General features: G+C 60.3%; 14 protein-coding genes. 11 read left to right on the forward strand and 3 right to left on the reverse strand.

Going from position 1 to position 13,454, the window contains the following annotated elements; all coding sequences use genetic code 11:
* The first annotated feature begins 74 nt into the window (after positions 1–74).
* The 4 genes from E8M77_RS03935 to E8M77_RS03950 all read left to right on the forward strand — a co-directional run bounded on the left by E8M77_RS03935 (position 75) and on the right by E8M77_RS03950 (position 2,615).
* Positions 75–593: a prolyl-tRNA synthetase associated domain-containing protein gene (locus E8M77_RS03935; RefSeq protein WP_137129313.1), complete on the forward strand. Its 519-nt coding sequence runs from the start codon at positions 75–77 to the stop codon at positions 591–593.
* A 59-nt stretch (positions 594–652) separates the two neighbouring features.
* Positions 653–1,645 (forward strand): thioredoxin, encoded by a 993-nt coding sequence (trxA, locus tag E8M77_RS03940; protein WP_137129314.1) that lies wholly within the window; start codon positions 653–655, stop codon positions 1,643–1,645.
* A 106-nt stretch (positions 1,646–1,751) separates the two neighbouring features.
* Positions 1,752–2,417: an LON peptidase substrate-binding domain-containing protein gene (locus tag E8M77_RS03945; protein ID WP_137129315.1), complete on the forward strand. Its 666-nt coding sequence runs from the start codon at positions 1,752–1,754 to the stop codon at positions 2,415–2,417.
* A 9-nt stretch (positions 2,418–2,426) separates the two neighbouring features.
* Complete coding sequence (locus tag E8M77_RS03950; RefSeq protein ID WP_137129316.1) at positions 2,427–2,615, forward strand: Trm112 family protein; 189 nt, start codon at positions 2,427–2,429, stop codon at positions 2,613–2,615.
* Positions 2,616–2,654: 39 nt separating this feature from the next.
* Here the strand turns inward: E8M77_RS03950 and E8M77_RS03955 are convergent, their stop codons facing one another.
* Positions 2,655–3,869 (reverse strand): ubiquinone biosynthesis hydroxylase, encoded by a 1,215-nt coding sequence (locus E8M77_RS03955; protein WP_137129317.1) that lies wholly within the window; start codon positions 3,867–3,869, stop codon positions 2,655–2,657.
* A gap of 86 nt (positions 3,870–3,955) precedes the next feature.
* Between E8M77_RS03955 and tesB the strand changes: the two genes are divergently transcribed.
* From tesB to E8M77_RS03985, 6 genes are all read left to right on the forward strand, one after another.
* The gene (gene tesB, locus E8M77_RS03960) at positions 3,956–4,840 is read left to right on the forward strand and encodes an acyl-CoA thioesterase II (RefSeq protein ID WP_246659115.1); all 885 of its coding nucleotides are present in this window, start codon (positions 3,956–3,958) and stop codon (positions 4,838–4,840) included.
* Positions 4,841–5,050: 210 nt separating this feature from the next.
* On the forward strand, positions 5,051–5,401 hold the full coding sequence (locus tag E8M77_RS03965) for a P-II family nitrogen regulator (protein WP_170975737.1): 351 nt from the start codon (positions 5,051–5,053) through the stop codon (positions 5,399–5,401).
* A gap of 28 nt (positions 5,402–5,429) precedes the next feature.
* Positions 5,430–6,842 carry an ammonium transporter gene (locus E8M77_RS03970; protein ID WP_137129319.1) on the forward strand — a complete coding sequence of 471 codons (1,413 nt, stop codon included), beginning with the start codon at positions 5,430–5,432 and terminating at the stop codon, positions 6,840–6,842.
* A 250-nt stretch (positions 6,843–7,092) separates the two neighbouring features.
* Positions 7,093–9,741 carry a DNA translocase FtsK gene (locus E8M77_RS03975; RefSeq protein ID WP_137129320.1) on the forward strand — a complete coding sequence of 883 codons (2,649 nt, stop codon included), beginning with the start codon at positions 7,093–7,095 and terminating at the stop codon, positions 9,739–9,741.
* A 130-nt stretch (positions 9,742–9,871) separates the two neighbouring features.
* Positions 9,872–10,468 carry an outer membrane lipoprotein carrier protein LolA gene (locus tag E8M77_RS03980; protein WP_246659126.1) on the forward strand — a complete coding sequence of 199 codons (597 nt, stop codon included), beginning with the start codon at positions 9,872–9,874 and terminating at the stop codon, positions 10,466–10,468.
* Between the two features lie 266 nt (positions 10,469–10,734).
* Complete coding sequence (locus E8M77_RS03985; protein WP_137129322.1) at positions 10,735–11,535, forward strand: exodeoxyribonuclease III; 801 nt, start codon at positions 10,735–10,737, stop codon at positions 11,533–11,535.
* Positions 11,536–11,581: 46 nt separating this feature from the next.
* Here E8M77_RS03985 and E8M77_RS03990 read toward each other — a convergent pair whose 3' ends face one another.
* A complete protein-coding gene (locus tag E8M77_RS03990; RefSeq protein ID WP_137129323.1) occupies positions 11,582–12,037 on the reverse strand; it encodes a cyclic nucleotide-binding domain-containing protein in 456 nt (151 codons plus the stop codon).
* Between the two features lie 71 nt (positions 12,038–12,108).
* The gene (locus E8M77_RS03995) at positions 12,109–12,792 is read right to left on the reverse strand and encodes a response regulator transcription factor (protein WP_137129324.1); all 684 of its coding nucleotides are present in this window, start codon (positions 12,790–12,792) and stop codon (positions 12,109–12,111) included.
* A 116-nt stretch (positions 12,793–12,908) separates the two neighbouring features.
* On the opposite strand from E8M77_RS03995, the gene E8M77_RS04000 reads away from it, so the two are divergent.
* A complete protein-coding gene (locus E8M77_RS04000; RefSeq protein ID WP_170975738.1) occupies positions 12,909–13,451 on the forward strand; it encodes a L,D-transpeptidase family protein in 543 nt (180 codons plus the stop codon).
* Positions 13,452–13,454 lie beyond the last annotated feature (3 nt).

A 13,454-nucleotide genomic window follows, 5' to 3' on the forward strand; every position in this document is an offset into this window, starting at 1 on the left:
TCGCGTCTCACATCACCCGATCCGATGCGCCTCAAGCCTTTGCGAAAGCCCCGAAAACAACCATGACACCAGACATGACAGCCACTGCCGCGCCCGCGCCGAAGACCGCGAATGATCTTTTCCTGTTCCTGGATGCTTTGGGCATTGCCCATAAGACGAAAAGCCATCCGCCCGTCTTTACGGTCGCCGAATCGGAAAGTCTGCGCGACGAGATCCCCGGCGGGCACACCAAGAACCTGTTCGTCAAAGACAAGAAGGACCAGTTCTTCGTGCTGACTGTTGAGGAAAACGCGGTGGTAGACTTAAAGAGCGTCCACAAGCTGATCGGCGCCTCAAGCCGTGTTTCCTTCGGCAGCCCGGAAAAGATGCTGGAATACCTCGGCGTCGTGCCGGGCTCGGTCACTGTCTTTGGCGCCATCAACGATACGGGCAGGGCCGTCACCTTCGTGCTGGATGAAGACCTCATGCGCCATGACATCATCAATGCTCATCCGCTGTCGAACGATGCGACAACCTCGATCGGGCGCGATGATCTTCTGCGCTTTCTCAAAGCCACCGGACACGATCCGCTTGTCTTGAAAGTCACGGGCTGACATACGATCTTTGCCAGCATATGGCTTCAATAAAAGACGTCCATCTCCGGGAGATCTCCATGAGCAGCGGCACGAACAATCCTTACGGCGCCTCCTATGGCGGCCAGATGAGCAGCACGATGACTTACGGTGCTTCACCGTCTGCTGCGCCTGTATCGGCCGCTGGCCCGGCAGCGAGCTATATCAAGGATACAACGACCGCTGCCTTCACCAAGGATGTACTGGAAGAATCGCGCCGCCAGCCGGTTCTGGTGGATTTCTGGGCGCCCTGGTGCGGCCCGTGCAAGCAGCTTGCGCCGGCGCTGGAAAAGGTCGTCAACGAGGGGCAGGGCCGCGTCAAGCTGGTCAAGCTCAACATTGATGACCATCCTTCCATTCCCGGCCAGCTCGGTATCCAGTCCATTCCGGCGGTGATTGCCTTCGTCAATGGCCGCCCGGCTGATGGCTTCATGGGTGCGGTGCCGGAAAGCCAGATTCGCCAGTTCATCGACAAGATCGCCGGTCCGGCCGGCGCCGACCAGGCGGCTGAAATCGAAGCGGCGCTGGAAGAGGCGCATGGTCTACTCCTGGCGCAGGATATTGACGGCTCGGCCCAGCTTTATGCAGCCATCCTCCAGGCCGATCCGGACAATGCCAAGGCTGCCGCCGGCATGATGGAATGCCTGATCGCGCTTGGCCAGACGGAACGCGCCCAGCAGATGCTGGATTCGCTTCCCGAGGATATCGCATCGCAGGCGCCGATCCAGGCCGTGGCGCTGAAGCTCCAGCAGATCGAAGAGGCACGCAAACTGGGTGATCCGGTGGCACTGGAGCACCAGCTGGCGCTCAACCCGGATGATCATGAAGCGCGCATCAAGCTTGCCAAGATCCTCAATGTCCAGGGCAAGCGCGATGAGGCTGCTGATCATCTGCTGCTGATCATGCGCAAGGATCGCAGCTATGACGATGACGGCGCGCGCCGTCAGCTCGTGCAGTTCTTTGAGATCTGGGGCCCGAAGGAACCGGCGACGATCTCGGCGCGTCGGCGCCTGTCGTCCATCCTGTTTTCCTGATGCATCCTATGGCCACAAGCGACTATAAGCCTCTTGTGATATATGGGCATTGCACCACATAGTGGTGCAATGCTTGCGTCAAGCACCGAGCGGATGGAGATGTCCCATGCAAGTCGGCAATGCGCGATATGTAAAGCGTGAAGATCTGCCGGAAACCGTGCCGGTGTTTCCGCTGGCGGGAGCGCTTCTCCTGCCCGGCGGCCAATTGCCGCTGAATGTGTTTGAACCGCGCTATCTTGCGATGTTCGATGCAGCACTTGCGGGCAATCGTCTGATCGGCGTGTTGCAGCCGGCGCTCGGTGAGCCGGAAGGTTTCAAGCCGGCGCTGAGCCCCGTCGGTTGCATCGGCCGTATCACCTCCTTTGCCGAAACCGGCGATGGCCGCTACATCACCTCGATCAGCGGCATCTGCCGTTTCCGGGTGATGGAGGAAGTGGGCGAGGGCCATCCGTTCCGCACTGTGCGTCTGATGCCCTTCATGAGCGATCTTTCCGCGGATGACGATGAAGGCCAGGTGAACCGGCAGGAATTGCTGCGGGTGTTTCGCGCCTATCTCGATGCCAACAAGCTGGAAGCGGACTGGGCAAGCGTGGAGCTTGCCGGCAACCGGACACTTGTGAATTCGCTGTCGATGATGTCGCCCTTCGGGCCGGCGGAAAAGCAGGCGCTGCTGGAGGCGCCGGATCTGAAAACCCGCGCCGATACGCTGATTGCCATCACCGAAATCTTCCTGGCGCGTGGCTTCGGCGATTCTGACAGCATTCTGCAATAGGCTTAAGTGATGGACGAGAAGCTTTCCAAGGTTGATCCCAAGCTGCTGGAACTGCTGGTTTGCCCGCTCAGCAAAGGCCGGCTGAAATTCAGTCGCGAAACCAATGAGCTGATTTCGGAGGGTGCGCGGCTTGCCTATCCGATCCGCGACGGCATTCCGATCATGCTGATGTCCGAGGCGCGCAAGATCGAGGACTGACGGCGTCCGCCGCCAGCCTCTGCTATCCTTAAATCCATGTCAGATGGCCTGACCTTCCAGCAGGCGCGGCGCGTTTGGCGTCTTGGTGCCGGCGGCTTCGCTGATGAAGAAGGATTTGAGTTTCGGCAGGCGCTCGACCACGCCGAGCCCGAAATCGCGTGCGATGCGGATTGGCGTGATGTCGTTGGAAAACAGCCGGTTCAGCACGTCCGTCGTCACGCCCATGCGGAATGTGTCGAAGCGGCGCCAGGTCTGGTAACGTTCCAGAATGTTGAGCGCGCCGATATCGAGCCCCAGCCGATCTGCTTCCACCACGGTTTCGGCCAGTGCTGCCACATCCTTGAAGCCGAGATTGAGGCCCTGGCCGGATATCGGATGGATGCCATGGGCTGCGTCGCCCGCCAGTGCCAGCCGAGGCGCCACGAAAGCGCGCGACAAGGTCAGGCCAAGCGGAAAGGCCTTCTTGGAGCCGACCACGGTTAGGGCGCCAAGCTTGTAGCCAAAACGGCGCTGCAGTTCTTCCTCGAAGATCAGGTCGTCGGAGGCCACTAGCCGGTCGGCATCGGCAGTGCTTTCCGTCCACACCAGCGAAGAGCGATTGCCGGGGAGCGGCAGGATGGCAAAGGGGCCGGACGGCAGGAAGTGTTCTTCGGCGCAGCCTTCATGCGGGCGCTCATGCTCGACGGTCGTGACGATGCCGGACTGGCCATAATCCCAGCGCACCGTCTTGATACCGGCCAGATCGCGCAGCTTGGAGCGCACGCCATCACAGGCCACGACCAGCTTGCTGTCCAATGTCTCGCCGCTTGACAGCGTGACGGTCGCGCAATGCGGGCCGGCGCTGAAGCCTGTGGCGGAAACGCCATGGCGAATGGCAATGCCCAGTCTGTCACAGGCGCCGCGCAGGGCGCGCACCATGGAGACATTCGGCACCATATGGGCAAAGGGACGCCCTTCCTCCACATCACCATCGAATGTGAGGAAAACCGGGCGCACGGGATCGGCAGTGCGCGAATCCGTCACGATCATCCGGGTGATCGGCTGCGAATCAGGCAGGATCTCATCCCAGAGACCCAGAACATCCAGCATGCTGGTGGCCGCTGCGATGATGGCGGACGCCCGCTCGTCCTTCTCCCAGACATGTTCGGGTGCTGCCTCGATAACTTCGATGGACAGGTGGGGTGCGGCCTGTTTCGTCGCCACGGCAACCGAAAGCCCGACATAACCGCCGCCTACGATCAGCATATCCAACATCGCTTTCCTCCTGCCGCACTTGAGAATGGTCTGGTGGACATATAGATCATCGGTCACCCGCTTCCTACCGCCGGAGACCGTTTAAAATGCCGCAGTGCTGCGAAACCGTGACGCCGATGGTGCAATTGATCGAAACCCTCAATCTGGAGCGCCTGGAAGACAACCTGTTCCGGGGTGTCAGCCCGCAGGTGGGGTGGCAGCGCGTTTTCGGCGGTCAGGTGATTGCCCAGGCGCTGATGGCTGCGCAGCGCACCACAACGGATGATCGCTTCGTGCATTCCCTGCATGGCTATTTCCTATTGCCGGGCGATCCCAAGGTGCCGATCATCTATCAGGTGGAGCGGTTGCGCGATGGTGGCAGTTTCACCACGCGCCGGGTTACGGCCATCCAGCATGGACGGGCGATCTTTGCCATGTCGGCCTCGTTCCAGATCGAGGAGCCCGGTTTCGAGCACCAAGGAACAATGCCGCCCGTCAAGCAGCCCGAGCACCTGATGACGGAAGAGCAGTTTCAGCAGATGTTTCTCGCCCATGCGCCGGAAATGGTGAAACGCTATTGGGGGCAGAAGCGCCCGGTCGAGATCCGTCCCGTCAGTCTCGTTCACTTCGTCTCCAAGGAAAAGCTGCAACCGGAGCAGCAGATTTGGGTGCGCACAACCGGAGAGGTGCCGAAGGATCGGCATTATCAGGCAGCAGTGCTGGCCTATCTGTCCGACATGACGCTGCTCGATACCTCGCTCTATCCGCATGGCACGACGATCTTTGATCCCCATGTCCAGGCGGCAAGCATCGATCACGCCATGTGGTTCCACCGCCCTTGCGCGCTGGACGACTGGTTGCTCTATGCTCAGGACAGCCCCAGCGCATCCGGTGCGCGTGGTATGACGCGTGGCGCCCTCTATACCCGCTCCGGTGAGTTGGTTGCGTCGGTGGCGCAGGAGGGATTGATTCGCAAACGGGCAAATGACTAAATAATGTTCAAAATTGAAAAATTGCCCTTAAATTGAGCGCCTAATTGGCGCTCAATTGCATTTGACCCTGTCCCGTTTTTATTCATCCTTACAATTCAATAACTTAATTTGTGGCGGGAATCTGGCACGGCCCTTGAATGTAAGGCGTTAGTCGCTGCTCACGGATCTACCAGCGGCCAGGAGAGTCGGCGTCAGCCGAGACAACAAAGGATGGGAAACCAGATGAAAATCGTGATGGCCATTATCAAGCCATTTAAGCTCGATGAGGTGCGCGAAGCTCTCACGGCTGTCGGCATTCAAGGCCTGACCGTTACCGAAGTTAAAGGTTACGGGCGCCAGAAGGGACATACCGAAATCTACCGTGGCACGGAATATGCCGTCAGCTTCCTGCCCAAACTGAAGATCGAGATCGCGGTTGCCACCGACATGGTGGAAAAGGCCGTCGAAGCCATCGCGTCGTCAGCCAAGACTGGTCAGATCGGCGACGGCAAGATCTTCGTCTATTCGATCGAGCAGGCCGTGCGCATCCGTACCGGCGAAACCAATACCGAAGCGCTCTAAGAACGGCTGATCAGGGGAGTTTAAGTTAATGTCGTTTTCCAAGTTTTCGTCCATGGCCGGACGTCTGGGTGCCGCTTCGGCAGCCCTGATGATGCCGGTCATCGCCTTTGCACAGGACGCAGCGCCTGCTGCGGCGCCTGCCATGACCATTGAAAAGGGCGATACGACCTGGATGCTCGTTTCGAGCCTTCTGGTTCTTCTGATGACGGTGCCGGGTCTCGGCCTGTTCTACGGCGGTCTCGTGCGCGCCAAGAACATGCTGTCGGTCCTCATGCAGGTTACCACGATTGCAGCCGTCGCCATGATCATCTGGGTGATCTACGGTTACTCGCTCGCCTTCACCAATGGCGGTGGCCTCAACTCCTTCGTCGGCGGCCTCTCCAAAATGTTCCTGTCGGGCGTCGACGTCACCACGATGTCTGAAAGCTTCTCCAAGGGCGTGGCGATCCCGGAACTGGTCTTCGTCTGCTTCCAGATGACCTTTGCCGCCATCACCCCCGGCCTCATCATCGGTGCTTTTGCAGAGCGCGTGAAGTTCTCCGCTGTGATCCTCTTCTCCATCCTGTGGCTCACCTTCGTCTACTTCCCGATTGCCCACATGGTCTGGTTCTGGGGCGGCCCGAGCGCGTACGCTGATCCGTCGGGCATGATCTTCGGCTTCGGCGCCATCGATTTTGCCGGCGGCACGGTCGTTCACATCAATGCCGGTGTGGCAGGTCTCATCGGTGCGATCATGATCGGCAAGCGTACCGGCTACGGCAAGGACATGATGGCTCCGCATTCCATGACCATGACGCTGATCGGCGCTGGCCTTCTCTGGGTTGGCTGGTTCGGCTTCAATGCCGGCTCCAACCTCGAAGCCAATGGCTATGCCGCGCTCGCCATGATCAACACTTTCCTCGCAACTGCCGCGGCCCTTCTCTCCTGGTCGCTGGTTGAAACCTTCTCGCGTGGCAAGGCTTCCATGCTCGGTGCGGTTTCCGGTGCCATTGCCGGCCTCGTCGTCATCACGCCGGCTGCCGGTTTTGCAGGTCCGATGGGCGCCATCATCATGGGTCTCATCGTATCGCCGGTCTGCTACTTCTTCTGCTCGACCGTGAAGAACAAGTTCGGCTACGACGACACCGCTGACGTGTTCGGCATCCACGGCGTTGGCGGCATCATGGGCGCGCTCCTCACCGGTGTCTTCGTCAACCCGGCACTGGGCGGTGCAGGCATTGTCGACTACTCGACGGCAGATTTCGCCGCCACCTATGCCGGCACGGCAGCCCAAGTGTTCAATCAGTTGAAGGGCGTCATCGTCACCGTCCTGTGGTGCGGTATCATCTCCGCCATCCTCTACAAGGTGGTTGATGTCGTCATCGGCTTGCGTGTTCCGGTCGAAGCCGAGCGCGAAGGTCTTGATCTTGCCTCGCATGGCGAAGCAGCCTACCACTCCTGATCTTAAGGCAAGGCGGTCGCTCCGGCGCCCGCCTTCTTTCGTTCAAAAAAATACGCGCGGCGCTTTTGCCGCTTCCTGGCCCGGCTCTTCGCCGGGCCTTTTTGTTGTCGGTAAACAGTTTCCTTCGTCACGTGGTTAAAGCCACGTTAACCCACATTGGTTAGGCTTTTTGTATATGGGCGCATTCCGGCAGCACTCTGCGGCCGCGTTTTGCGCCCCGGCATCAACGGAAAGTCGGGCTGGATCAATCATGGGCAGAAGCACTTCGGCAGCAATGGCGCAGCATTCGACCCGCCATGCGCTGATCACCTTCATCCTGCGGCAGGTGCTGGCACTTCTCGGCTTTGCCCTCTTCCTGGCGCTGGCGCTTGCGGTGGCAGCGCTTGCCACCTGGAACGTTCAGGATCCGAGCTTCTCCTACGCCACGGACAATGCCCCCACCAATATCCTCGGGCTTTCCGGTGCAACCTTTGCCGACCTGATGATGCAGTTCCTCGGCCTTGCCAGCATTTTCATGCTTCTGCCGGTCCTGTCCTGGTCGCTGTCGCTCATTGTCGGGCGTTCCGTCAACCGGCTCCCTGCGCGCCTCGGTGCCTGGGTGGCGGGCACGCTTCTGGCCTCGGCCACGCTTGGTTGTTTCCCCGCACCACTCACCTGGCCCATTCCAAACGGTATTGGTGGCGTCATCGGCGATATGATCCTGCGTTTTCCAGCGCTGTTTGTCGGCACCTATCCGACTGGCGTCCTGGCCATGGTCCTTGGCTTTGTATTCGCCGTTCCTACCATCGGCCTGCTGCTGTTTGCCGGTGGGCTTGTGGGCCAGGAAGATCTGCCGGAGGAAAACGAGGATGATGACGAGGATCTTCCGGTGCAGACGCGTCGCAAGGCCTCCGCCGCCCGGCCGCTGGAGGATGATGACGAGGATGACGAAGGCCGCTTCGCAAACTTCCTGCCGCTCGGCGCGCTGGCGCATCACTGGTATATGGCGCAGGCGCTGGTGCGCCGCGTCCTGCGCATCAAGCCGCGCTCGAACGCCGCCCGTGAGCAGCCCTATGATTTCAACGAGGACGAATTCGGCACGATGAACGAGCCGGTGCGTGCCAAGGCCCGCCCGCTGGCCGATCGGCTGGAGCCCTCGCTCGATAGCGGCATGTCCGACCTGATGGCGGCCCGCCGGCGCATTTCGCCGCCGTCGCTCTCGCTCGATGACGATGACGAAGATCAGGATGACGACGAGCCGGCTTTCGATGCCGCACCACTGGCTGGCCGTTCAGTGCCGGCGCGCACCTCCGGCCGCGTTGTTGCGGCGGCCGCGCCGCCGAAGCCCGGCCCGCGTCTTGCCCGCGAAGCGCAGACATCGTTTATCGATCCGGAGGGCTTTCAACTGCCATCCGTGCATCTGCTGGCCGAACCGCGGCATGCCGCGCGCGATGCAACGCTCTCTGCCGATGCGCTGGAACAGAATGCCCGCATGCTGGAAGGCGTGCTGGAAGATTTTGGCGTCAAGGGCGAGATCATCCATGTGCGGCCCGGCCCGGTCGTCACGCTGTACGAACTGGAGCCGGCACCCGGCATCAAATCCTCGCGTGTCATCGGTCTGGCTGATGATATCGCCCGCTCGATGAGCGCCATTGCCGCCCGCGTCGCCGTGGTGCCCGGTCGCAACGCCATCGGCATCGAACTGCCCAACCAGAGCCGCGAGACGGTCTATCTGCGCGAAATGATCGGCAGCCGCGATTTTGAGGCCAGCAAGGCAAAGCTTGCTATGGCGCTGGGCAAGACGATTGGCGGCGAGCCGGTGATTGCTGACCTTGCCAAGATGCCGCATCTGCTGGTGGCCGGCACCACCGGTTCCGGCAAGTCCGTGGCCATCAACACCATGATCCTGTCGCTTCTCTATCGTCTGTCGCCGGAAAAATGCCGGCTGATCATGATCGATCCGAAAATGCTGGAACTCTCCGTCTATGACGGCATTCCCCATCTGCTGTCGCCTGTCGTCACCGATCCGAAAAAGGCGGTGGTGGCGCTGAAATGGACCGTGCGCGAGATGGAGGAACGCTACAAGAAGATGTCGAAGATCGGCGTTCGCAACATTGATGGTTTCAACAGCCGCGTCGAGCAGGCGCAGGCCAAGGGCGAGGTGCTGACCCGCACCGTGCAGACCGGCTTTGACCGCCAGACCGGCGAGGCCATGTACGAGACGGAAGAATTCGATCTGAAGCCGATCCCCTATATCGTCGTCATTATCGACGAAATGGCCGACCTGATGATGGTCGCCGGCAAGGATATCGAAGGTGCCGTGCAGCGGCTGGCGCAGATGGCGCGTGCCGCCGGCATTCATGTCATCATGGCCACCCAGCGCCCCTCCGTCGATGTCATTACCGGCACGATCAAGGCCAATTTCCCGACGCGCATATCCTTCCAGGTGACGTCCAAGATCGACAGCCGCACCATTTTGGGCGAGCAGGGTGCCGAACAGCTGCTGGGTATGGGCGACATGCTCTATATGGCCGGCGGCGGGCGCATTCAGCGCGTTCACGGGCCGTTTGTCTCGGATACGGAGGTCGAGGAGATCGTTGCCTATCTGAAGACGCAAGGCGCGCCGCAATATCTCGACGCGATCACCGTCGATGACGATGAGGACGGCGAAGGCGGTGGCGGACCCTCCGGTACGGGCAACCTGTCGGATTCCGATGATCCTTACGATCAGGCGGTGGCCATTGTCCTGCGCGACGGAAAGGCCTCGACCTCTTATATCCAGCGCAGGCTGGGTATCGGTTACAACCGGGCCGCCTCGCTGATTGAGCGCATGGAGCAGGAAGGGTTGATCGGCCCGGCCAACCATGCAGGCAAGCGCGAGATCCTGGTGCCGACCGAGACCGATATCATCGACCGATAGCAGTGCCATGGCCGCCTCTTCGGTCACGAAGCCGCCGCCTTTGGCCGACATAAGACGCATGAAGGAGATACCAGACATGACCACCCGTGCGCCCCAGTTGCCATCCGCCTTGCTCAACCGTCGCCATGTCATGCTTGGCCTTGCCGGTCTGGCCGCCGGTGCCTTGCCAGGCCTTCCCGCATTGGCGCAAGCCACCAGCAAGTCCGTTGCCGCCCAGAAGATCGCCGATCATTTCTCCGGCGTCAGAACCATGATGGGCGAATTCGTGCAGTTCAGCCCGCGCGGCGACCAGACGGGTGGCAAGTTCTTTATCGAGCGTCCCGGCAAGCTGCGCTTCAATTTCGAAGATCCGTCGCCAATCCGGGTGATTGCCGACGGAAATAATGTCGTTGTCGGCAATCTGAAACTGAAGACCTGGGATCTCTATCCGCTTTCCAAGACACCGCTCAGCCTGCTTCTGGGCGATCGTATCGATCTATCCAATGAAATGGTGCGCGATGTGAAGGAGGAGAGCGATCTCACCACCATCGTGCTTGGCAACAAGACCGTGTTTGGTGACAGCACCATCACCATGATGTTTGATCCGAAGACCTATGACCTTCGCCAATGGACGATCACCGACCTGCAGGGCAAGGATACTTCGGTGATGATCTACAATGTGCAGAACGGCGTGCGCTTTGATGAGAAGGTGTTCACCATTCCCTATAACGAAGTCCACAAGCTGTAAGAGGGCCCTTGTTTGCGGCTTTCCCCCTCTGGCTGCCGCCATCTCCCCCACAAGGGGTGAGAACCGTTTGGCAAACGCTTGCTCCAGGCCTTTTCGGTTCGTGCATCAGGCACATCGATTCCTTTTTGATTGAGTGAGAATAGCGCCTCCTGCGCTCTCCCCCCTTGTGGGGGAGATGGCGGCAGCCAGAGGGGGAATTGACCGTTGCCCTTGCTCTTGACCCGCAAAACGGCCTAAACCTTCGACCATCACGTCGGGGTTTTCATATGAACTTTTCGCTCACCACCTGGAATATCAACAGCGTTCGGCTGCGCCTGCCCATCGTCGAGCAGTTCATTGCGCGTCAGCAGCCGGACATTCTCTGCCTGCAGGAAATCAAGTGCCAGGAAGCGGAATTTCCGCTCGAGCCGCTGAAGGCCCTGGGATACGAGCATATCGTGCTGCATGGCCAGAAGGGCTATCATGGCGTGGCCATCCTCTCCAAGGTGCCGCTCACCGAAGACCACCGGCAGGATTATTGCGGCGTGGGCGATGCCCGCCACATCTCGGCAATCTTCGAGCGTGGTGGCCGGCGCATCCGGTTGCACAATTTCTATGTGCCGGCCGGCGGTGACGAGCCGGATCGCAACATCAATCCGAAATTCGGCCACAAGCTGGATTTCGTTGAGCAGATGAAGGTTTTGCAGGCCTCCAGCCCTGACGTCTCGTCCATCCTCGTCGGCGATCTCAATATTGCGCCGCTGGAACATGATGTCTGGTCGCACAAGCAGATGCTGAAGATCGTCAGCCATACGCCGGTGGAGACCGAAGGCCTCAACGAGGTGATGCAAAAGGGCGGCTGGCTGGACCTGATGCGTCAGCATGTGCCGGCCTCGGAAAAGCTCTATACCTGGTGGAGCTACCGCGCCAAGGACTGGGAAGCCGCCAACAAGGGCCGCCGCCTTGATCATATCTGGTCATCGCCAGATCTCGGGCCGTTTCTGGAAAAGATCGAGGTGCTGAAGGAAGCCCGCGGCTGGGATCGTCCGTCCGACCACGTGCCGGTGACAGCGACGTTTCGGATGTGAATAGGGCCGTCTTCTGCCTGTCTTTTCGGTCTCGCCTATGCGTTCCTCACGCAAACCGCCCCTGCATGGCGGCGGCAGCTTTTGCCAGCGCCATGAGGTTTTCGCGGATGCGGGTTTCCAGAATGCCGGCCACAGCTGGATATTCCTCCAGCAGGCGGTGGAACAGCGTGCGGGGAATGCGCACGACCTCGCCATCCTGCGCGGCAACGGCTGTGAACTTGCGTTCCACCATGGTGACCAGCGCCAGTTCCGACAAAAGCGTGCCGGGGCCGACGGAGCTGTTCAGCTCGGCAATGCCGTCACGGCCCTCCGTGTAGAGATCAAAACGGCCGCGGGCGACGACAAAGGCGCATTCGGCCGGCGAATGCTCGCGAAACAGCGCCTGGCCCTTGCCTATGCTGCGGCGCTCTGCGCCAAAGGCAATCAGGCGCAGCTGGTCTGCATCCAGTCCCTGGAAGAGGGGCACCTGGGACAAAAGGCCGATATCGTCGCTAAGCGCCATGGTGTCGTCTTGCTTTCAAAGTCGAAGTGCCGGGCGGGGCTATTCTCCAAGCGCCAACCCGGCCCATCCGGTCAGGGAACGATCTTGTAGCCGCCGTTTTCGGTGACCAGGATCTCGGCATTGGAGGGATCGCGCTCGATCTTCTGGCGCAGGCGATAGACATGGGTTTCCAGCGTATGCGTGGTGACGCCGGAATTATAACCCCAGACCTCTTCCAGCAGGATATCGCGCGTCACCACCTTCTGGCCGGCCCGATAGAGATAGCGGATGATGGCCGCTTCCTTTTCGGTGAGCCGGATCTTCTTGCCGTCATCGGTGGTCAGCAGTTTCTGGCTCGGCTTGAACAGGTATGGGCCAACGGTAAAGGTGGCGTCCTCGCTCTGTTCATATTGGCGCAGCTGCGCGCGGATGCGGGCCAGCAGCACGGCAAACCGGAAGGGCTTGGTGATGTAATCGTTTGCACCGGCTTCCAGGCCCAGAATCGTGTCACTGTCGGTGTCGTGGCCGGTCAGCATGATGATAGGGGCCTTAAAGCCGCCCTTGCGCATCAGCTTGACGGCTTCGCGTCCATCCATGTCCGGCAGGCCGACATCCATGATCAACAGATCGATCTGGCGCGATTTCGCGGTGGCCATGGCCTTGGTGGCATTGGCTTCCTGAACCAGGGCGAATTCTTCATAAAGCGAAAGCTGCTCGACCAGCGTCTGGCGCAGGTCCTCGTCGTCATCCACCAGCAGTACGGTGCGCGCTGCCATGCCGTCTTCGCCTTTCCCTTTTCTCGCCTGTCTTGTCAGCGAGGAGCTTCGATGTAAGTGCCATTGTGCTATGAATTCAAACGAAATCATATCCAGGGCAACTGTGCGTGAGACAAATGGGTGGGAAAAACAGGGTGCGCAAGGGCAATACGCTCACAGTTCGGGCCGCGCCATCAAATCCTTCTCGCGCTTTCGTGAAGTTGGGGCCGCTGACCGTGCCAGCTGCCATCGGCCGGGCAGGCCGCAGCGCCTTCAAGCGCGAGGGCGATGGCGCAACGCCGATTGCCCGCATGGCGCTGCTTTACGGCTTCGTGCGCGGCGAGCGTGTGCGCTGTTTAAAGACGCCGCTTGCCCTGCGCCGCATCGCCCCCTCCATGCTGTGGTGCGACGATCCGGACCATGCCTCGTATAACCGGCTGGTGCGCGCACCCTTCCAGCCCAGCCATGAAGACATGGCGCGTGCCGATGGTCTCTACGATATCTGCCTTGTGCTCGATTGGAACATCACCGCGCGGGCGCGCCATCGCGGTTCGGCGATCTTCTTCCACCTTATCAAGCCGGGTTATCAGCCCACTGCCGGCTGCGTGGCAATCAGCCTGCGCGATATGAAACGGCTCCTGCCCTATCTGCGCAAGGGCACGAAAGTGCAGGTTATTTAGAGC

This window comes from Rhizobium sp. FY34 (genome assembly GCF_005222845.1).
Lineage (GTDB): Bacteria > Pseudomonadota > Alphaproteobacteria > Rhizobiales > Rhizobiaceae > Neorhizobium.

What these genes read in the sequence shown, in the direction of transcription:
- E8M77_RS03975 (WP_137129320.1), top strand. Translation starts at nt 7,093, where the DNA reads ATGGGCAGAAGCACTTCGGCAGCAATGGCGCAGCATTCGACCCGCCAT.
- E8M77_RS03935 (WP_137129313.1), top strand. Translation starts at nt 75, where the DNA reads ATGACAGCCACTGCCGCGCCCGCGCCGAAGACCGCGAATGATCTTTTC.
- E8M77_RS03965 (WP_170975737.1), top strand. Translation starts at nt 5,051, where the DNA reads ATGGGAAACCAGATGAAAATCGTGATGGCCATTATCAAGCCATTTAAG.
- trxA (WP_137129314.1), top strand. Translation starts at nt 653, where the DNA reads ATGAGCAGCGGCACGAACAATCCTTACGGCGCCTCCTATGGCGGCCAG.
- E8M77_RS03995 (WP_137129324.1), bottom strand. Translation starts at nt 12,792, where the DNA reads ATGGCAGCGCGCACCGTACTGCTGGTGGATGACGACGAGGACCTGCGC.
- E8M77_RS03990 (WP_137129323.1), bottom strand. Translation starts at nt 12,037, where the DNA reads ATGGCGCTTAGCGACGATATCGGCCTTTTGTCCCAGGTGCCCCTCTTC.
- E8M77_RS03985 (WP_137129322.1), top strand. Translation starts at nt 10,735, where the DNA reads ATGAACTTTTCGCTCACCACCTGGAATATCAACAGCGTTCGGCTGCGC.
- tesB (WP_246659115.1), top strand. Translation starts at nt 3,956, where the DNA reads ATGCCGCAGTGCTGCGAAACCGTGACGCCGATGGTGCAATTGATCGAA.
- E8M77_RS03945 (WP_137129315.1), top strand. Translation starts at nt 1,752, where the DNA reads ATGCAAGTCGGCAATGCGCGATATGTAAAGCGTGAAGATCTGCCGGAA.
- E8M77_RS04000 (WP_170975738.1), top strand. Translation starts at nt 12,909, where the DNA reads ATGGGTGGGAAAAACAGGGTGCGCAAGGGCAATACGCTCACAGTTCGG.
- E8M77_RS03980 (WP_246659126.1), top strand. Translation starts at nt 9,872, where the DNA reads ATGCTTGGCCTTGCCGGTCTGGCCGCCGGTGCCTTGCCAGGCCTTCCC.
- E8M77_RS03950 (WP_137129316.1), top strand. Translation starts at nt 2,427, where the DNA reads ATGGACGAGAAGCTTTCCAAGGTTGATCCCAAGCTGCTGGAACTGCTG.
- E8M77_RS03955 (WP_137129317.1), bottom strand. Translation starts at nt 3,869, where the DNA reads ATGTTGGATATGCTGATCGTAGGCGGCGGTTATGTCGGGCTTTCGGTT.
- E8M77_RS03970 (WP_137129319.1), top strand. Translation starts at nt 5,430, where the DNA reads ATGTCGTTTTCCAAGTTTTCGTCCATGGCCGGACGTCTGGGTGCCGCT.